The 19,553-nt window shown below is 44.5% G+C and carries 17 protein-coding genes, 4 tRNA genes, 1 rRNA gene and 1 riboswitch; of the genes, 9 read left to right on the forward strand and 13 right to left on the reverse strand.

The annotated features are described in order from the left end of the window. Positions 1-133: 133 nt before the first annotated feature. The 6 genes from OCV24_RS14820 to OCV24_RS14845 form a co-directional block, all read right to left on the reverse strand. Positions 134-209 (reverse strand) — tRNA-Val (locus OCV24_RS14820). Positions 210-240: 31 nt separating this feature from the next. Continuing rightward, positions 241-316: transfer RNA gene (locus tag OCV24_RS14825), tRNA-Ala, on the reverse strand. A 25-nt stretch (positions 317-341) separates the two neighbouring features. Further along, positions 342-417 (reverse strand) — tRNA-Lys (locus OCV24_RS14830). A 2-nt stretch (positions 418-419) separates the two neighbouring features. Beyond that, a tRNA-Glu gene (locus OCV24_RS14835) sits at positions 420-495 on the reverse strand. A gap of 123 nt (positions 496-618) precedes the next feature. Continuing rightward, positions 619-2,171 (reverse strand): 16S ribosomal RNA (locus OCV24_RS14840). Positions 2,172-2,729: 558 nt separating this feature from the next. After that, positions 2,730-3,254: a DUF3087 family protein gene (locus OCV24_RS14845; RefSeq protein ID WP_017054821.1), complete on the reverse strand. Its 525-nt coding sequence runs from the start codon at positions 3,252-3,254 to the stop codon at positions 2,730-2,732. 256 nt (positions 3,255-3,510) lie between these two features. On the opposite strand from OCV24_RS14845, the gene trmY reads away from it, so the two are divergent. Next, on the forward strand, positions 3,511-4,110 hold the full coding sequence (trmY, locus tag OCV24_RS14850) for a tRNA (pseudouridine(54)-N(1))-methyltransferase TrmY (protein ID WP_046224822.1): 600 nt from the start codon (positions 3,511-3,513) through the stop codon (positions 4,108-4,110). Positions 4,111-4,203: 93 nt separating this feature from the next. Here trmY and OCV24_RS14855 read toward each other — a convergent pair whose 3' ends face one another. Beyond that, positions 4,204-4,818, reverse strand: coding sequence for a YitT family protein (locus tag OCV24_RS14855; protein ID WP_017054823.1), 615 nt, complete (start codon positions 4,816-4,818; stop codon positions 4,204-4,206). Between the two features lie 377 nt (positions 4,819-5,195). Here OCV24_RS14855 and OCV24_RS14860 point away from each other — a divergent pair, with 377 nt between their 5' ends. Together OCV24_RS14860 and OCV24_RS14865 are read left to right on the forward strand one after the other, a co-directional pair. Beyond that, positions 5,196-5,921, forward strand: a complete 726-nt coding sequence (locus OCV24_RS14860; protein ID WP_017054824.1) for a sulfite exporter TauE/SafE family protein — start codon at positions 5,196-5,198, stop codon at positions 5,919-5,921. 83 nt (positions 5,922-6,004) lie between these two features. After that, entirely contained in the window at positions 6,005-6,367 is a 363-nt protein-coding gene (locus OCV24_RS14865; RefSeq protein ID WP_150877724.1) for an MmcQ/YjbR family DNA-binding protein, read from the forward strand. 91 nt (positions 6,368-6,458) lie between these two features. Here the strand turns inward: OCV24_RS14865 and OCV24_RS14870 are convergent, their stop codons facing one another. Further along, positions 6,459-7,202 carry a phosphatase PAP2 family protein gene (locus OCV24_RS14870; protein WP_017054826.1) on the reverse strand — a complete coding sequence of 248 codons (744 nt, stop codon included), beginning with the start codon at positions 7,200-7,202 and terminating at the stop codon, positions 6,459-6,461. A 291-nt stretch (positions 7,203-7,493) separates the two neighbouring features. After that, positions 7,494-7,644, forward strand: a riboswitch (FMN riboswitch). Between the two features lie 213 nt (positions 7,645-7,857). Between OCV24_RS14870 and ribB the strand changes: the two genes are divergently transcribed. Together ribB and OCV24_RS14880 are read left to right on the forward strand one after the other, a co-directional pair. Next, positions 7,858-8,514 carry a 3,4-dihydroxy-2-butanone-4-phosphate synthase gene (ribB, locus tag OCV24_RS14875; RefSeq protein ID WP_017054827.1) on the forward strand — a complete coding sequence of 219 codons (657 nt, stop codon included), beginning with the start codon at positions 7,858-7,860 and terminating at the stop codon, positions 8,512-8,514. Positions 8,515-8,858: 344 nt separating this feature from the next. Continuing rightward, the gene (locus OCV24_RS14880; RefSeq protein ID WP_017054828.1) at positions 8,859-9,707 is read left to right on the forward strand and encodes a hypothetical protein; all 849 of its coding nucleotides are present in this window, start codon (positions 8,859-8,861) and stop codon (positions 9,705-9,707) included. 131 nt (positions 9,708-9,838) lie between these two features. Here OCV24_RS14880 and OCV24_RS14885 read toward each other — a convergent pair whose 3' ends face one another. Then, positions 9,839-10,735, reverse strand: a complete 897-nt coding sequence (locus tag OCV24_RS14885) for a LysR family transcriptional regulator (protein ID WP_017054829.1) — start codon at positions 10,733-10,735, stop codon at positions 9,839-9,841. A 154-nt stretch (positions 10,736-10,889) separates the two neighbouring features. On the opposite strand from OCV24_RS14885, the gene OCV24_RS14890 reads away from it, so the two are divergent. From OCV24_RS14890 to OCV24_RS14900, 3 genes are all read left to right on the forward strand, one after another. Then, positions 10,890-11,528 carry an NAD(P)-dependent oxidoreductase gene (locus tag OCV24_RS14890; protein ID WP_017054830.1) on the forward strand — a complete coding sequence of 213 codons (639 nt, stop codon included), beginning with the start codon at positions 10,890-10,892 and terminating at the stop codon, positions 11,526-11,528. A 218-nt stretch (positions 11,529-11,746) separates the two neighbouring features. Continuing rightward, positions 11,747-12,529 carry an SDR family NAD(P)-dependent oxidoreductase gene (locus tag OCV24_RS14895; RefSeq protein ID WP_017054831.1) on the forward strand — a complete coding sequence of 261 codons (783 nt, stop codon included), beginning with the start codon at positions 11,747-11,749 and terminating at the stop codon, positions 12,527-12,529. Positions 12,530-12,706: 177 nt separating this feature from the next. Next, positions 12,707-13,702: an AraC family transcriptional regulator gene (locus OCV24_RS14900; RefSeq protein WP_017054832.1), complete on the forward strand. Its 996-nt coding sequence runs from the start codon at positions 12,707-12,709 to the stop codon at positions 13,700-13,702. Positions 13,703-13,757: 55 nt separating this feature from the next. Here the strand turns inward: OCV24_RS14900 and OCV24_RS14905 are convergent, their stop codons facing one another. Both OCV24_RS14905 and OCV24_RS14910 read right to left on the reverse strand, forming a co-directional pair. Further along, positions 13,758-14,411, reverse strand: a complete 654-nt coding sequence (locus OCV24_RS14905) for a cupin domain-containing protein (protein WP_029626756.1) — start codon at positions 14,409-14,411, stop codon at positions 13,758-13,760. Positions 14,412-14,561: 150 nt separating this feature from the next. Beyond that, positions 14,562-15,467, reverse strand: coding sequence for a LysR family transcriptional regulator (locus tag OCV24_RS14910; RefSeq protein WP_017054834.1), 906 nt, complete (start codon positions 15,465-15,467; stop codon positions 14,562-14,564). 210 nt (positions 15,468-15,677) lie between these two features. Here OCV24_RS14910 and OCV24_RS14915 point away from each other — a divergent pair, with 210 nt between their 5' ends. After that, positions 15,678-16,397: an SDR family oxidoreductase gene (locus OCV24_RS14915; RefSeq protein WP_150877722.1), complete on the forward strand. Its 720-nt coding sequence runs from the start codon at positions 15,678-15,680 to the stop codon at positions 16,395-16,397. A 109-nt stretch (positions 16,398-16,506) separates the two neighbouring features. Here the strand turns inward: OCV24_RS14915 and OCV24_RS14920 are convergent, their stop codons facing one another. Together OCV24_RS14920 and ompW are read right to left on the reverse strand one after the other, a co-directional pair. After that, on the reverse strand, positions 16,507-18,324 hold the full coding sequence (locus OCV24_RS14920; protein WP_150877720.1) for a choice-of-anchor I family protein: 1,818 nt from the start codon (positions 18,322-18,324) through the stop codon (positions 16,507-16,509). 201 nt (positions 18,325-18,525) lie between these two features. Continuing rightward, complete coding sequence (gene ompW / locus OCV24_RS14925; RefSeq protein WP_017054837.1) at positions 18,526-19,179, reverse strand: outer membrane protein OmpW; 654 nt, start codon at positions 19,177-19,179, stop codon at positions 18,526-18,528. Positions 19,180-19,553: the final 374 nt, after the last annotated feature.

Consider the following 19,553-nt stretch of genomic DNA (forward strand, 5'->3'; position numbering starts at 1 on the left):
TTAAAGTGAAAACCAATTAAGTAATCAGTCAGCTTTCCAAATTGTTAAAGAGCAAGAGTTTCTAAACATAAAGCTTTCGAAACCATTTTTAAAAGCTCTCATCAGACCATTGTCATCAAAGAACGCTTAAATATGGTGGGCGATACCGGGCTCGAACCAGTGACCCCCTGCTTGTAAGGCAGGTGCTCTCCCAACTGAGCTAATCGCCCACGAAAGTTTTAATTCCTTCGTGAGAAAGAATGGTGGAGCTATGCGGGATCGAACCGCAGACCTCCTGCGTGCAAGGCAGGCGCTCTCCCAGCTGAGCTATAGCCCCAATATTTTATTTCCTTGGGAGGAAATGGTGGGTCGTGCAGGATTCGAACCTGCGACCAATTGATTAAAAGTCAACTGCTCTACCAACTGAGCTAACGACCCAATGGTATCCCGTAGGGGAGTCGAACCCCTGTTACCGCCGTGAAAGGGCGGTGTCCTAGGCCTCTAGACGAACGGGACACTGCTAATTCATCTCTACTTTAAAAAGTAGAAACAAACTTTGAAGAACTTGGGAGTTCTTCGTCTCTTTGCTTTTCTAAACCTAATCAATCTGTGTGGACACTCATCGTCAATATCTTCGTATAAGGAGGTGATCCAGCCCCAGGTTCCCCTAGGGCTACCTTGTTACGACTTCACCCCAGTCATGAACCACAAAGTGGTAAGCGTCCTCCCGAAGGTTAGACTACCTACTTCTTTTGCAGCCCACTCCCATGGTGTGACGGGCGGTGTGTACAAGGCCCGGGAACGTATTCACCGTGACATTCTGATTCACGATTACTAGCGATTCCGACTTCATGGAGTCGAGTTGCAGACTCCAATCCGGACTACGACGCACTTTTTGGGATTCGCTTACCATCGCTGGCTCGCTGCCCTCTGTATGCGCCATTGTAGCACGTGTGTAGCCCTACTCGTAAGGGCCATGATGACTTGACGTCGTCCCCACCTTCCTCCGGTTTATCACCGGCAGTCTCCCTGGAGTTCCCGACATGACTCGCTGGCAAACAAGGATAAGGGTTGCGCTCGTTGCGGGACTTAACCCAACATTTCACAACACGAGCTGACGACAGCCATGCAGCACCTGTCTCAGAGCTCCCGAAGGCACTCCTGCGTCTCCGCTGGATTCTCTGGATGTCAAGAGTAGGTAAGGTTCTTCGCGTTGCATCGAATTAAACCACATGCTCCACCGCTTGTGCGGGCCCCCGTCAATTCATTTGAGTTTTAATCTTGCGACCGTACTCCCCAGGCGGTCTACTTAACGCGTTAGCTCCGAAAGCCACGGCTCAAGGCCACAACCTCCAAGTAGACATCGTTTACGGCGTGGACTACCAGGGTATCTAATCCTGTTTGCTCCCCACGCTTTCGCATCTGAGTGTCAGTATCTGTCCAGGGGGCCGCCTTCGCCACTGGTATTCCTTCAGATCTCTACGCATTTCACCGCTACACCTGAAATTCTACCCCCCTCTACAGTACTCTAGTTCACCAGTTTCAAATGCAGTTCCGAGGTTGAGCCCCGGGCTTTCACATCTGACTTAATGAACCACCTGCATGCGCTTTACGCCCAGTAATTCCGATTAACGCTCGCACCCTCCGTATTACCGCGGCTGCTGGCACGGAGTTAGCCGGTGCTTCTTCTGTTGCTAACGTCAAGAGATGTTGCTATTAACAACACCCCCTTCCTCACAACTGAAAGTACTTTACAACCCGAAGGCCTTCTTCATACACGCGGCATGGCTGCATCAGGCTTGCGCCCATTGTGCAATATTCCCCACTGCTGCCTCCCGTAGGAGTCTGGACCGTGTCTCAGTTCCAGTGTGGCTGATCATCCTCTCAGACCAGCTAGGGATCGTCGCCTTGGTGAGCCATTACCTCACCAACTAGCTAATCCCACCTAGGCATATCTTGACGCGAGAGGCCCGAAGGTCCCCCTCTTTGGCCCGTAGGCATCATGCGGTATTAGCCATCGTTTCCAATGGTTATCCCCCACATCAAGGCAATTTCCTAGGCATTACTCACCCGTCCGCCGCTCGACGTCCATTAACGCACCCGAAGGATTGTTAGTGTCGTTTCCGCTCGACTTGCATGTGTTAGGCCTGCCGCCAGCGTTCAATCTGAGCCATGATCAAACTCTTCAATTTAAGATTTTGTCGGCTCAATGAATACTGACTTCAAAACTACAAAAAGTAATTCTAAAGCTATTATCTTTCCAACAGAAAGATAATGAATTGACTGTGCCAAAATTAAGTAAACTTAACTTTGTATTGGTCACTCAGTTCATTGAAACCAAAGTTGATTCCGAGGAATCTGTTTTACTTCTCTTAATAAAAAGGGAAGATAAAACGTTTTGATATTCATCAACGAGTGCCCACACAGATTGATAGGTTTAAATTGTTAAAGAGCTTTGCTTATCGAAACTTCCTTTTTACAAAGGAACTCTTGAAAGCGGACATGAATTCTAGCGATTTAATCTTGAGTGTCAAACACTTTTTAAAATTAATTTCTTTCGAACTTTCCGTCTTACTGGTTACTGCTGAAGCCTTGTGGCGTCTGCCGTGTCAGTGAGGCGGCATTATAGAGATCATCGAAAACATGGCAACCCTTTTTTGATAAAAATTCAAAAAAATTGATTAAGCGACTACTTTTACGTCAAAATCCTCTTTCACAGGTTAAAGCTCATACAATAATGGGCATATTACTTAAAACTTTGCGATTAGATCTTTCGAAAAATCCTCTATATCTAGTTCAATGCTCCATTTATCACCCAGCTCTAGGATGTTATCTAGCGATTGCTGAACTGTTTTTATCGTCAATGTGTTGTTGTCTAGGTCGTATACCTGTTTTTGCGTGGTGTAATAGAAGTACAGGATAGTCAGCGCATCTCGGTCGCCTTGCTCAGCTTTGGGTTGAATACGCTTGAGCTTACGATAGATTTGATTATGGATTTGTTTGAGATTCCACACATAAAGGGCTTCCTTAAAGTAATCATGCCCTTTCACACGGCTCGCGATAAAGGCATTCAGTGCGACTGATAAAATCACACCAAGTACATTCAAATGAAAATTACCTGTTGCTTCCCCAGTAACAGATCCAACTGAACCAAAAAGTTCAATCAGAATGCTACCGAATACGATGGCAAACAAGGCGAGTGACCCAACCAGTGAAACCAACAGTAGGTTCATCTTTTTTCTATATTCTTCTTTATTAATCTTCTGTAACTTCATCAACTACTTCCTTATGTAAGTCACCTAATAATTTGCGCATACTATCTATGTAAACCTTGCTTCGCTTCAACCCTTACCATCTTGTAATGTGGTCACTCTCTATTTAATAAGCAGAGTTATTCCGATAAGTACTATACATAACTCCATTTGACTTCATTAATAGAAAAGAGTTACATACCGCCACAATTTTGGTTATTCATCAATTCATGTTGATAATGTCCGTTTCGCTTTATCACATACTGACAAGGTACATTCCATGCGTTCATTTGTATTACGCGCTCGTGCAGCCCCTACAGAGAGCAAACTTATCTTAGAAGGTGTTGGGCAAGACGCTCATACTGAGATTCTGGCTCATACTCTGATGAACACGATCTTCGTTGCTCAATCTCATCGTGAGAATGTCACCGTGCACCTTGTATTAGAAAGTACTAAAGACTTCTCGCGTACGATCACTTTCGATTCAAATGAAATCACCAACATTGGCGGCTTTCATGAATCGGCATTGTTATCAGCGGTAGTAAGAGCGGTTGATGCTTCTCAAGGTATGACCAAAGAGCAGACTCGTCAGGTTGAACCTGGGATCGTCGTTCGCACTATGAGCTTTGAAAAGTTGGTTAAAGAACTGGCTGAAAACCACCAGCTGTACATGATGGATAAGAAAGGCGACTTTATTCGTGATGCAGAGATTGTAGAAAACCCATGTTTCCTTCTGACTGACCACATCCCTATGCCGAAGAAAAGCTACAACAGCTTAAAGCGCTTAGGAACAGAAAAGATCAGCTTAGGCCCGAACATGCTGTTTGCTTCTCAGTGTGTTGTGTTGATCAATAATGAGCTGGATATTCGCGGTTTCTAACCCGATGAGACACAGCCATAATAAGTAAAGCCAGCAATTGATGCTGGCTTTGTTGTTTTCATAATCTGCAAATCACTTTGCTTTGGCTAACAGCTACGCTGCTTCCGCTTTAACCACAGGTTGATAGCGCCCTGGTTTATGGTTCATCGCAAGGATCAAGTTAGTGACTATCGCGCCCAATACAGATAGTAGTACCAGTGACACATCAACGATAAACAATGAGAGTACGACAATCGCGCAATCTAGTGCCATCTGAACTTTGCCCGCACGAATCCCAAAACGTTCTTGTAAGAACAACGCCAGAATGTTGAAACCACCTAAGCTCATCTTATGACGAAAGATCACCAACATGCCGGTACCAATTAAGCCACCTCCTAATAATGCTGCATACAATGCATGAATCTCAGCAATCTGAATCACGTGGTACAAGTAATCTACCGCGAACGAAACAATCGAAACGGCAATAAAGGTGCTGATGGTGAAACGCCAGCCCATACGAGCAACCGACAAAATATAAAAAGGTAAGTTAAGCGCGAAGAACACTTGGCCAAAACTTAGGTCTGTTACTTTGGTAATGAAGATCGCTAGGCCAGCCGTGCCTCCAGTGAGCAAACCGACTTGGTTGAAAAATATAACGCCGAGTGAAACCAGTGCACTACCTAAGATCAGTGCCAGTAAGTTTTCGCGAAGGTTGTGATCTTTATCCATATGATGACTCTCCCTGAATCTTTAACATCGCGTTTCAGTCATGTTGAAACGATTTGCGTCCAAATTTACGATATTTAACAGATAAGTCGAGTTAAAGACCAATGTTACTTAATGATTACTTTGTATATTAGTTTTTACATCGTTGTTAAAAACTCAAAAAAAGCAATAAGTTACATTGAAAAATCTATGTATTCATTCTAAGTTACAAGGTTCAATCGTTTAACAAACGACCTTCAAGTTTCTCTACTTATTTGTCATGTTTATATCAACGCTAACAAAGCATAAATTCACACATAAACTTCACTGAATAATAAGACTATTCCTGCCATTTTACTTTATAGTATCCGCTCACTCCTTTAAAACTAATCCGCAGGCTTATGGAATACCTAGATCAGACCGCCCTTATTGCGATGGCACTCATTTTTGTCGGCTCGTTTGTACAAACCGCAATCGGCTTTGGTTTGGCTATTGTTGCTGCCCCACTGCTGTTTTTGGTCTCGCCTGACTATGTACCCGCGCCTATATGTCTCGTTGGCCTGTTTATTTCTATATTCAATGCGTTTAAACACCGAGCAAACATTTCTATTGGCGGATTAAAAATCGCACTGCTTGGCCGTATTCCGGGCTCGATAGCTGGCGGGGCTTTGTTGGTGATGGTTTCAACGAGCGTTCTGTCTCTGTGGTTAGGCTTATTGGTAGTATTTGCGGTGATTGTCAGCTTGCTGCCGTTTAGATTAGAGCCGACCCCTGCCAAGATGGGCATCGCGGGATTCTTCTCAGGGTTCTTTGGTACAAGTTCAGGTATAGGAGGTCCACCAATGGCGTTGCTACTTCAACACCAAGATGCCAATCAACTTCGTGGTAACCTTTCCGCGTTTTTCGTGTTTAGTTCTATCATTTCATTACTGGTACAGATCCCAATAGGCTTCTTTACGATGCACCATTTGATCATCACAATCCCGCTACTTCCAGCCGCTTGGTTGGGTTACAAAGTGGCGTTATTGACGACGCAAAGCATTCCTAAAGAGAAGATACGCATTGGCTCTTTGCTGCTATGTTCTATCAGTGGCTTTACGGCAATCTGGCAGGGCTTAGCTGGCTAGTTATTGGCGATAAAGACGAGAAGAAGAAATACATCTTAGAAAACCAACACAGATCAAACACCCAATAGATAAAAGGACGCTCTATGACATACGACGAGTTCAATGCATTTTGTGAATCAAAAGCTGCCACCAGCTATGTGATGCAGTGGAATAATTCTCACGTTTGGAAAGTGGGTGGAAAGATGTTTGCGATTGGTGGTTGGGGGCCGAACGACGAGCCTGCATTTATCTTCAAAGCGTCCGACCAGAACTTCGACTTTCTGAAAGAAGAGCCCGGTTATAAACCTGCGCCCTACTTTGCTTCGCGTGGTATGAAATGGATTCAGCTGTTTGAGGGCACGCCAGAAAAGGATGAGGAATTGAGATACTACCTCACTGAGTCACACCGAATTGTCTCTTTAGGGCTAACCAAAAAGAAACAAGCAGAACTCGGTCTCAATCAATAACGAGATTGTCTGCTTGTAATCGGTTATTCAATACTATGTTAACGCTTTAAAATTCAGGAAGATCCTAGAAATTTGAGCAGATCTTAAAAGCTTAAGTCGCTCTTAAAAACTTAGGCAGTAAAGGTTCTATTTTTTGCGTTGGTACCAGTGGCACCAATAGGTAGATTAAACCCGCAAAAGCGATAGATGCAATCAAGTCTTCAGGACGATGCATACCAAGCCAAACACGACTATAAGCAACGCCACCAGCCCAAACCAGTAAACCGCCGGCTAGATAAAAGCGTTTCGCCTCTAAGAGAAGACCACCAAAGAACGCTAAACACACACCGACGAAAATCATGTGTCCCGACGGGAAAGAATAGTCCGTTTCGCCAAGCCAATGACGTGTTCGCCACTCGCTGACCCTATCTTGCACAGATTCTATTGCCGCGTTTTTTTCTGCCGATGGTAACTCATAAAACAGCTCCGGCATTTCAACCACTTCCTGTGTAACCAAATACACAGAATAAGGACGCGGGCTCTCTGTTGAATGCTTTAAGAAAGTCTTCGCTGCAAAGCTAAGTACCAATAAAATGCCTAACTGCAGATAAAGGCTGACTAGCTTAGCTTTGGAAAATGTCATCGTAAGCAAAACTAAAGACAAAACAGCCAGCGTTATCAAGAATCCTTGATTACCTGCTGAATACGTCACGAAGGTCATGAAGGCACCATAGAAAGGAGAAATCGTACTTCCAAGGTCGAAATCAGATCCAAAGATCAAAAAGGGTACTAGGGAATACAAACTTAGAACGAGCAGTAATAAGCCTTTAGACTTGTTAGAGAACAGAGAAGTCATAGATAAGATCTTTTGGGTAAAGTGGTCGGATGCTATCGCAGCTTAGCATCGCCAACATCAATTTTATGTCAATGATAATCGCCAGACAGCCATTCATATTCACAGTTGGATTAGATTAATTAGAAACATCACAACGCTACGTTAAACTGAGTTATGGCATATTCCGTCGATTAAGTAAGCACTTATCAAGTTCATAGGGCTGAATCTAAAAAACTTTGCTGCCAGTCCTTTAAATCCATTATTGAAAGGATTAACATCTGGTCTGCTGTCAAAGCAAAACAAATTATTAATTTTTATTCTCAGGGCGGGGCGAAATTCCCCACCGGCGGTATGTCCTTAGCAAAATCTAAAGATAAGCCCGCGAGCGCTCGATTCGTCGAGGTCAGCAGATCTGGTGAGATGCCAGAGCCGACGGTTATAGTCCGGATGAGAGAGAATGAAAACACACTCGTTTAAGTTGGAAAGGCGCATCTATTTGTTGAGTTGATGCCTCCAACTCAGACGAGTGCATTTCGTTTTGGATAAACCATAATGAGCTAATGCCAATCGTATTTGGATTGGTATAAGTCTACTTGTAATAAGTTGGCTTTGTTATGCTCGTCGGTTGAGATCCCTCATACAGCCCTGATTCTGGTGATATTTTAGGAGTTTAACCATGAATCAGTCTTCACTACTTGCCGAATTTGGCGAACCAATCACTCGCGTTGAAAACGCACTGCAAGCTCTACGCGAAGGTCGTGGCGTACTGTTACTTGACGATGAAGATCGCGAGAACGAAGGCGACATCATCTACTCAGTAGAACACCTAACTAATGCTCAAATGGCGCTTATGATCCGTGAATGCAGCGGTATTGTGTGCCTGTGTTTAACTGACGAGCAAGCAAACCAACTTGAACTTCCACCTATGGTTGTTGATAACAACAGCGCAAACCAAACTGCGTTTACCGTAACTATCGAAGCGAAAGTAGGTGTTACGACCGGTGTTTCTGCTGCTGACCGTGTAACGACGATCAAGACAGCTGCCAACCCAACAGCTAAGCCTACTGACCTTGCTCGCCCTGGTCACGTATTCCCACTGCGCGCACGTAAAGGTGGCGTACTGGCTCGCCGCGGCCACACAGAAGGTACTGTGGATCTGATGCAAATGGCAGGTCTTCAATCAGCGGGTGTATTGTGTGAAGTAACCAACCCAGACGGCACGATGGCAAAAGCGCCAGAGATCGTTGCTTTCGGTAAACTGCACAACATGCCTGTACTGACCATTGAAGATATGGTGATGTACCGCACTGAGTTCGATCTTAAGCTAGCATAACGTTTAGCCCTCAATGCTAAACACTTAGCATTTAAGCTAATACACTGCGAAATGAACATTGAAAGGCCTCACTCTTACTGCTTTTTCTAGTTAAAAGTACATAAAGGGTGAGGCCTTCTTCATTTCCTACACTGAAACCTAAGATCCATCTCCTCGCCAACGACTAACCTCTCAAAAAATCCTGCAAAATATGAGAAATATTCACTCGAATGGTGAAGTCATGCACCATGATTGATCATCCATAATTAGATAAAAAACATAACTTAATGAAATATAACACTTATTTATTTTGGCACGGTGTCTGCACTACCACTAAGTAGGTATACAAATATTAGGAGTTGAATATGTTTGTAGTTATTTCAGTGGGTTTATCCCTATTAGTACTTGCAGCCCTGTTTTATTTCTCAAGGAAGAGACAAACAGCGCTATCACACAGGTTTGAAACCTTAGTTCTGCTTAGAGAGTTATTGTTGTTATCACGCAAACACCGCGCGGCAACGCATTACGCTCTGGCGCATAAACTGTCTAGCGACTCGATTCGCAAAGTGAACGAGATTTACGACAACATACTTGAGGTATCTGAACTGCTTCAATCGCACGTGTCATTTGATAGCCGTCCTATGTACCGCATTTATCACCTCAAACTCATCGCCATGCACAGTGACTGGCAAAACCGAACCTTGGTACGTAACCAATCAATTCATGGCAAAACGATTCGCCACAGCATGTTCTTAATGGATGAGGTGATGATCATTTGGTTGATTCAGTCTGAACGAGAAGACATGAGCCGTGAGTACCACATGAATTGGCAACAGATCTTAGATTGCATGGAGATCTTGACCAAGTTACGAATGTGCATACCTGATATGGAAAAGCCTGATGAGTATTTGAGATTCAAATTCTATGCTTCTCAGACACACCGTAAACTCAACCAATTATCAATGATTTGCCCTATCAGCAGCGGTTCACCGGTTTGCACACGAGCGATGCATGCACTTACAGAGATCGCATCGAGCAGCGAAGCGACCCAACCGGCAGATAGCATGTACGAATTAACCAGTGATATCTCTAGCGTCGTGTCGCAAGTCTACGACCAAGTATTATCCGACATTACGAGAAGCTTGTATCAGCCTTTACCAGACATCAACGAAAAGGTGATAAATACCCGATTATCCGTACATCATTACATGTAAAGACTTCGTGAGAGGAGAGCGTGCTGGAACTCTGAATTATTGAGTTCAAATCCGATATCACCATTGATATCGGATTTTTGTATTTATAGACTTTTAAATTTCTGTCGTGATGTATCATGACCTATAAAGTTTCAAACATCCCCAGACTTGATATCGCTAGCCCAAGTTTGTGCCGCAAAATCAATGAACTGACGAACAATCGGAAGCTGGTAACTGCGAGATAGATACACCGCCCAAAGCACACTACTCGGTGAAATAAAATCATCCAAAATTCGTTTCAATTTGCCATCCGCAATCAGTGGATTGGCTAAATCACAGGGCAATCGAACAACCCCTTTTCCATGTTGCGCGGCGCGGGTTAATACCCCAACATCATTAGCTTTGATAGTGCCAGACACCTCAACAGAATAATGCTGATTATCCTTCACGAAATCCCACTTAGAGACACTCAAATGGCGAAAACAATTGTGCTGTCGAAGCTCTTCGACTGTTTTAGGTTGACCATGTTTATCTAAATAAGCTTGCGATGCACACACCACCGAATCAATTTCCATTAGCTTACGAGCAATCAAGCTATCGTCAGGTTGATCGGTATAACGCAGCGCAATATCGATTCTGTCATCCACCAGCTGAGCAAAACGGTCAGAAGCAAAAAGTTCTACCGTGATATTGGGATGAAGCTCTGTGAACTGTTCAACCACATCCAACAACATGTGCTGAGTTAAACCAATGGGTGCAGCAATTCGAATGGTTCCCGAGAGAGCATCGGTTTGATTCAGTGCGGTCACTTCTAACTCCGCCGTTTCATGGAGTATTTTCTCGCAGCGCTGTAAGGCGATTTCTCCTGCCGCCGTTAGGCTAACCTTTCGAGTCGTTCTATGTAATAGCCTCTGCTTTAACCACCCTTCGATCTCTTGAACATGCCGTGAAACCTGTAAACGGCTCATGTCCAAATGCTCTGCTGCTTGAGTGAAACTGGCGCAATTTGCGACTTCAACAAAGCTACGCATCGCCGTCAATCTATCCATCACACTTTCCCTTATCCACTGAACCAAGTCAATTAGGTAACCATATAGATACAATCTACATCATTTTACGATATTTATCGCAACCTAGTGAGCTATTAGACTGCAATGACTGTCGAGAAACAGACTCAATAAATCAGATAATTGGAGAGACATTATGAAAATTGCAGTATTAGGCGCATCAGGTTGGATTGGTAGTCACATCGCTCAAGAAGCTAAAGCGCGCGGACACGAAGTTGTTGCTGTTGTAAGAGATGCAAGCCGTGTAGAAATCAGCGATGTTGAGGTTCGTTCATTTGATTTACAAGATGAAGCAGCCAGTCTCACGACGGCTTTATCAGGCGTTGATGCGGTTATTGCTTCGATTGGTGGACGTGCTCTAGGCAATCACGACATCGTAAAAAGCACAGCAACTAAGCTGCTTGATACACTGCCAAGCATTGGTATCGAACGTCTACTTTGGGTAGGAGGTGCAGGCTCATTAGAGGTAGCACCAAACGTACCATTAGTTACTGTTCCTGACTTCCCTGTGGATTACAAAAACGAAGCGTTAGCACAAGGTGAAGCTCTTGAAGTGTTCAAACAATCGGACAGCGAGGTTAACTGGACGTTTATTAGCCCAGCAGCAGAAATCTTCCCGGGCGAGAAACTGTCGGCCTACCGTACTGGTGGCGACCAGCTGCTCACCGACGAAGATGGCAACAGCAAAATTTCAGTCAGCGACTATGCAATCGCGATGATTGATGAACTCGAAGCTGGCAATTTCCCACGCCAACGCATTGGTGTCGCGTACTAGTCTTGATGCTGCCATTGCTTTAGCTTTATAGCTTTAAACCCTGCTCTTATGACCGCTTAGCCCAACTGGTTAAGCGGCTTTTTCGCTTCCTTCGAAGCGCCAATATTAAATTGGCACCTTTTGATAGCAGCATGTCGTTATGCGCGAGTGCATGGCGCGATGGGATACCCTACAATTTACCTCGTCAGCAACAATAATGAAAATAACGAGGAATCCCTATGAACACTTCAAACATTGCGTTAATCACTGGTGCATCAGGTGGTATCGGCCTTGAACTTGCAAAAATTCATGCAAAGAAAGGGGGTGACCTTGTCCTTGTTGCCCGCACGCTGCCAAAACTGGAAGCGCTAAAAGCTGAGATTGAAAGCCAATATAAAGTCTCAGTCCATGTGATTTCAGAAGATCTCAGTGATCCTCAGAGCCCGCAACGAATCTTCGATTACACAGAAAGTCATGGGCTTGAGATAAGTACCCTGATCAACAACGCAGGCTTTGGTGGTCATGGTCTGTTTCATGAGCGAGCGCTAGAAGCTGACTTGTCGATGATTCAAGTAAACATCAATGCTCTGGTATCACTGACTCACTTATACCTGCAAGGCATGGTTGCGCGTAACCACGGTAAAGTAATGAACATGTCATCGACCGCTTCTTTACTGCCCGGTCCACTGCAAGCGGTGTATTACGCAACTAAGTCGTTCGTGACGTCCTTCTCTCAAGCAATCGCTCAGGAACTCGAAGAGAGCAACGTTACGGTGACAGCGCTATGCCCAGGTCCCGTAAAAACAGGGTTTGTAGAAGCCGGAGATCTTAAAGATGTCGATGCTTGGAAAAATGCAAAATCACCAGAGTCGGTTGCTCAAATTGGTTATCAAGCGATGGAAAAAGGCGAGTTAGTGGCGTTTAATGAAAAAGGTCTAAAGTTCATGCTTGAATGGCTTATCCCACTGCTACCAAGAAAAATGGTGCTAAAAATGTCTCGTCAAGCAATGGAAAAACAATAAATCAATCACGCAACGACGAACGTACTTCGATCTCGGTTGAGCGATGTATGCTTATTCGGTTTAAGAGAGCTTATTCGTTTTAAAAAGCGCTTAGTCGGTTTCAAAGAGCCGGCCGGTTTCGAAGGGTTTAGTCGATTTACAAGAGCTTAAAAGCTAAACAGGTATTAAAGGGAAATTATGAAACGAGCGAAGAAATTCACCTACTCCCCGAGTTGGAAGCTGTTACTTTGCGATATGGGCATTGATCCGCTCTCGGTACTCAAGCACGCAAAATTGCCGATGGACCTTTTCAATCGTCAGAATTTCACCTTAAATCCAAATGAATATTACCGACTCTGGGATGGTATTGAAGCCTCATCTGGTGAAAAAGAAGCACCGTTACTACTGGCTAAGTACATGACGGTAGAGGCGTTTGATCCTCCGATCTTTGCTAGCATTTGTAGCCCAGATTTGAATACGGCCCTGCAACGCCTTAGCCAATACAAACCTCTGATTGGCCCGATGATGTCTGATGTCCAGATCAATTCAAAACAGACCAGCATTACCATCAGTTGCTACGGCTACGACGCGGAAATCCCAAAATACCTTAGCGTGTCTGAGTTAGTATTCTTTACCCAATTAGCACGCTTGGCGACCAGAGAAAACATCAAGCCAATAGCTATCGAGTTACCACTGTTGCCTAACAACCTAGAAGATTATAAATCGTATTTTGGTTGCGACCTTACGCACAGCGAACAGATAAAAATCACCTTCAGTGCTAAAGACGCCGCTTTGCCCTTCTTGACCGAGAATGTCTCTATGTGGGCATTCTTCGAAGAGTCGCTCAACAAAAAACTGGTTGATTTGGATTCAGAAGCATCGACGTCTGAGCGAGTGAAAGCCACTCTGTTAGAGTCATTACCGAGTGGTGAGAGTTCGATTGAAGGTATCGCTAGTAAGCTTGCAACGAGTAAGCGCACCCTGCAACGCAAACTCACCAATGAAGCAGAGAGCTTTCAACACCTACTGCAAGAAGTAAGAGGTGAATTAGCCGATCATTATTTGGAAAAGTCGACACTGTCATTGGGAGAGATATCCTTCTTGCTAGGGTACAAAGAAGCGAACTCGTTTATTCGTGCGTATAGCAATTGGAAAGGCGTACCTCCGGGCATCTACAGAGAACAAGTTCACTGATTTTGCTCTCTGTGATTCAGTCCAAATGGCAACAGTTGTGCAGCTAAAAGTACAGTTAATCGATCGGCAAGTGCCCTGTTTTCACTAGGATAACCGTCTCTTCTTCCACATAAGGGAAATGCTCGCTCATATGAGGGCTACGCATCCAGGTGTGTTTCGGGTACTCACCGTGTTCATCTTTAAAGGTGCCAGACAAAACGAAGATCTCTTCACCACCAAAGTGACGATGTGGCTGAAAACGTTCGCCAACCGGCCACTTCACTAATGCGACATGCTCGTGTTCGAACTCATGCAGTGGCATCACTTGTAAACCACCAATCCCCGGAAGCCACTCTGCATCTAGAGTATTGATGCGAACTTGAGTTAAGTCTCTCGCATCAAATTGGTTGAGTTTAACCAAGATCGTGCAGCCATTTTTGCTTGATGGAGAATGCGCGCTGCCCGGCGGATTACGGATATAAGTACCGGCAGGGAAATCACCCGTTTCATCTGAGAACACCCCCTCTAATACGAAGATCTCTTCGCCTTGCGGGTGTGGGTGCTCAGAAAACGAAGATTCAGAATCGTACTTCACCACGCTGGTCGTGTGGCCCGACTCTTTCTCTTCTCTTTCTAACGGCTTACGCCAAACCCCTTTAGCAGGGCTTGCAATCCAATCCAGTAATGCGGTATCAATCACCAATCTCTTTGCAAAATCCATATTCAACATCATAGCGGCCTTACTCTTGTCTGGTGTTATTGGGTTTGATCTTTATTCTAAGTTAAAAATGATAGAAGCAGCAGAGTAAGTAAATACTTACTCATGTCATTCAATGCCAAAAATGCTCACCAAGCGACCGCGATTTTTTGCAAGCGAGTCTCAGCTGATTGGCATTTGCTCGAAGCGACCTTTTACAAAATCAATGAAGGTTCGAATTCGGCTCGGTTGATAGCGGTCTCGATGGTAGATCGCTGAAAAGTCCACTTTCGGCACGACCCACTCATCAAACACCTGCTCCAATTGCCCGTCATTGAGTTCTTGTAAGCAATAGATGGTTGGAACTCGAATAATCCCGTTGCCCGACTTGGCGCCCTGCACCAACACTCGGCCATTCTTACATTGCAGTCTGCCCATCACATGAACATCGACTGTTTTCTTGGTGTCGTCCAACGCTTGAAAACTCCACTTACGCACTGACCCCGTTAAGCAATCATGGTGGATGAGATCTTTAGGATGGTTTGGCTTTCCTTTGCGAGCAAAATACTTTGGGCTCGCGAGTGTTCCCATTTCAATATCCAATAGCTTTCTAGCGATAAAGCCCGCGTCTTCTATGCTTCCCATGCGAAAAGCGATATCAAACGCGTCTTCAATCAAGTCGACTCGGTTACTACTGAAATCAAGACTGATGCTGATGTCTGGGTAGAGCTGCATAAACTCATTGACCAGATCCGCGATGATCACCTCACCAAGATAACCGCCGACACAGTTTATTTTTATGTCACCACGTACTTCTTCGACATCGTCCACCGCAGCAATCAACGCTTGGTCTATATTATCTAAGGCTTGTTCACATCTCGCGTACAGATCTTGCCCCGCGTGCGTCAGCCTTAAGGTTCGAGTGGTGCGGATAAACAGTGTCACACCCATCTGCTTTTCTAGGCTACTCACTTGGCGTGATACGTGGGAACGAGACACATCCAACTCCTCTGCCGCTTTGGTGAAATTACCTAAACGAGCGATAAGCACGAAGGAGCGAATATCAGACAGGTTAATTTGATTGAGCATAGTCGCCAGCTTACTAATGAAGTTATGAGATAGACGCTTTTATTGTTGCACCACAGCAACAGTGTTTCAAGTAAAGCGCTATATATCAACAATGATATTTTCCTTAATATACCTCCATCGCAACGAAGCAAGGCAACAAGCACTTGATTCGAATGCACTTAAACAACACGTCGTAGCCAACCGACGCAATAAAAGTACAGAGGAAATAAAATGGAAAAACTAATCGTAATTACAGGTGCAAGCTCTGGTATTGGTGAAGAAATCGCTCGTCGTCTAAGCGATGAAGGTCACCCTCTTCTACTTTTAGCTCGTCGTGTTGACCGCCTTGAAGCGCTGAACCTACCAAACTCACTGTCAGTAAAAGTAGACGTAACAGACAAAGCGTCTTTTGATGCGGCAATCGCACAGGGTGAAGAGAAATTTGGCCCTGTAGATGCGCTGATCAACAACGCTGGCGCAATGCTTCTTGGTCAAATCGATACTCAAGACGCACAAGAGTGGAAGACAATGTTCGATGTGAACGTGATTGGTCTTCTAAACGGCATGCAATCTGTACTTGCTCCGATGATGGAACGCAATACAGGTACTATCATCAACATCAGCTCTATCGCGGGTAAGAAAACATTCCCAAGCCACGCGGCTTACTGTGGTACTAAATTCGCGGTACATGCTATTTCTGAGAACGTTCGTGAAGAAGTGGCGGCATCAAATGTTCGTGTTACGACTATCGCACCGGGTGCTGTAGAAACAGAACTTCTGTCTCACACAACATCTCAAGAGATCAAAGACGGTTACGATTCTTGGAAAGAAGGCATGGGCGGCGTACTGGCAGCTGACGATATTGCTCGCGCGGTATCATTCGCTTACCAGCAACCACAGAACGTTTGTATCCGTGAAATTGCTCTAGCGCCAACTAAGCAACAACCATAGAAGTTAATTATCACGCATATATTTGTGATGCATAAATAGAAAGCGCCACTACTTACCCAGTAGTGGCGCTTTTGTATTGATTCAATCTAATTGCTAGTAAGAAGCGTGATTAAAACTCAACGCGGTAAACTGATGTGCTACCACTCACTTCGTTGCCGACCGCGATAAAGTGGTTACCAGAGCGAGTGAAATACTTGATTGATTCTGGACCTAAGTCACCCACTTTCGAGTTGTAAGTATCGTTGTCGCAATCACCGTCTTCATCAACCTTGGTGCACGCTGGCTGAGTAAAGTCGCGGTTGTTCAAGTAGCTGATGAAACTTGCGCTCTTAGGCTGCGTTACATCGTAAACCATGATGCCACCTTGGCGCTCAAGTCCAATAAAGGCATAGTGCTTGCCGTTGATCTCTGCCACTTCGACGGCTTCAGGTTCCGCTCCTTTATCATCACTACGATCGTCACCGCTTTGGTTGTTATCATTGGTGCTGTTGAAGTTTGCAGGATCTTGCTCAAGTACGATTCGAGCAAAATCATCACCGCTATCAAACACTAACTCGCCTGACTCATCCCAGATAGAGAACGAGCGGCTACCGAATGCTTGAACCTTTTGGTCAGCAGCGAGTGTCCCTTGTGGCTTAATCACTTTAAGACGTGCAAGTTGCTTTTTCTCTTTCAATGCGCCAACTAATGGGTGGTTAGCATCAACGTCTAACTTCTTGCCACGCACTTCATCGACATAAGCGATACAAAAGTCTTTTTCTGTTGTGTAGTTTTCGGTGCCTTGATAGTCATCGCCATCCCACTCAAAACCTTTCTCGTCACACATTTCTTGCGTGGTCTTGATGCCATATTCACGCCCATCACCTTCGTTCGCAGTCACGATATAGGTGTTGCCATCAACAGTGTAGCTAGTGATACTATCTGGCATGTAGAGACCTTCTAACATTGCGTAGCTTTGTAGATTACCGATGTTTTTGTCTTTGTTTGACGCATCTAGCTGAGCGCGATACCAAGGCTTCCCGCCTAGCCCAAGAATCGCATCCACTTGTGCACTCGCCACATCAATGGCAGCCAAAGCGTTGTTCTCTTGAAGGGCAACGTAGAGTTTTCCGTTATCAGCAAACGTTAGGTATTCCGGTTCAAAATCTTGAGCAACGGTTGCATTCGGCGCAGAGATTCGAACCTTGTCGGTCAGCTCTGCATGGCGAGGCTGACCTTGATTGAATGCCTTAAAATCGATCTGCGTGACTCTTGCTTGCAGAGGACCATAAGTTAAATCCACCAGTGTCACTGAACCTTCAGGGTCAATGCTGTAATCCGCATTCGGCTCACCTTCATTTGCAGAGGCAATATAGCGACCATCTTTCGAGAAGCTCACCATGTCCGGTAATGCGCCAGCCGTATAAGTAGTGATCAGCTCTAACGTGTCTGAACGATAAAGTGCAATGATGCCGTTCTGTTGCTTGTCGGCATTTTCAATCGCGACAGCAACTAACCCTTGATGAGTCAACACACTGTTCGCGGCACCAATATCAATACCAGAAGCCGCAGCGGCTGATTGAAGATCAATAGAGCCCTTAGATGTTGGTTCGCTAGCTGAGTTCATCGACAACACATCGACTTTCTGCGCTTGAGCATTCACAACATAAAGCTTGTCGGTACATGAATCGTAGCTGACGATTTCGGCTGCAGAAGTATCAAACGGGGCGTCGGCAATTGAACGGCCAACTAGGCTGATTCCGGTTACCTCAGCATTGGAAGCACTTGGCTGCTCGATGGATTGGCATTGAAGGCTAAAAGCATCAAGTGATGTTTGAGATGGCGTAGCAGTCGTTGGTGATGTTGAAGTTGATTGAGAACACCCAACTAGAGCAGAACTTACCGCGATAGGTAATAATAGTGTCAGCTTATTAAATTTACGATTCATATATCCTCCATAATTTGAATCGCGATCATAGAGGGCTGTTATGACACTTATCTTTCCCTTTTGTTAACAATAGGTGACCACAATCGGTTTCTTTTCCCTATAACAACAGTAAGTTGGAGTAAGTATTTCATTAAAAAAGATGCAAAAAAACGCCCAAGCTGGCTGGTGCTTGAGCGCTCGGAATCATCTAACAAAGGTTAGTTAGAAGTTGTAACCACCGCCAATCATGAATGCCCATGGGTCGATATCAACATCTGTAGAGTATTGTGTGGTAATTCCACCGACTGTTTGCTTGTACTTAGCGGTTGTACCAATATCTGCATACCAAACCGATGCGTTTAGAAACCAATCTTCATTGATCATGTAATCAATGCCTATGTTAGCCGCTAAGCCCCAAGAATCATCAAGAGATAGGTCACTCAAGCCTGCACTTTTACCCGTACTATTCAAACTTTCATCGAAAAATACAGTGTAGTTGATACCAGCACCTACGTAAGGACGGAAATCACTGTTCGCTTCACCGAAGTAGTATTGAACCATAAACATTGGCGGTAGCTGTTTAGTGTCGGCAACTTTACCTAAACCATTGACGGAGATATTGTGTGAAAATGGACTCGCTGCTAATACTTCAAAACTGAGGTTATCAGTAAACATGTAGCCGAAAGTTAAACCAAGCTGAGTATCTGAATCAACTGAAAACTCTAGGTCTGAATTGTCAAGAACAGCGCCACTGCTGTCATTTGGAGATACTGTTGCTGCACCAGCACGGATGATGAAATCACCTTCTTTATGAGCAAGAACATTGGTTGACAAAAGAGCCGCAATAACCGCAATACCACATACTGTTTTTTTCATTATTATTTCCTTTTTAGGGCTTAATTCTTTATTGGTGAATGAGTAATCATTTCTTATTTTGCGTGCAAGGTAGCATAGAATAACCCTACTTTATTGATGGAAATCAATTTGTGAAAGGTTATGGTTATTTGTGTAAATTTATATCGACTCGATCACTTTATTTCCTCATTTTATTGACAGTTTTGTAATGCATATTTTCCGTGCATCATTCCTTTAAACACTTCACCTTAGCTTTAATTCGACCTGTCTGTGCCAAAATAGAGCAAGCCAAGACCTCATGCGCATCAATTTGGTGCAGCACCACGCCGTCAACTCACACCTTGTTTAATATTCAATGAGTTACATTTGGCTTAGTGCTTGCAAGTGTATGTTCA

It is taken from the genome of Vibrio kanaloae (assembly GCF_024347535.1).
Classification (GTDB): domain Bacteria; phylum Pseudomonadota; class Gammaproteobacteria; order Enterobacterales; family Vibrionaceae; genus Vibrio; species Vibrio kanaloae.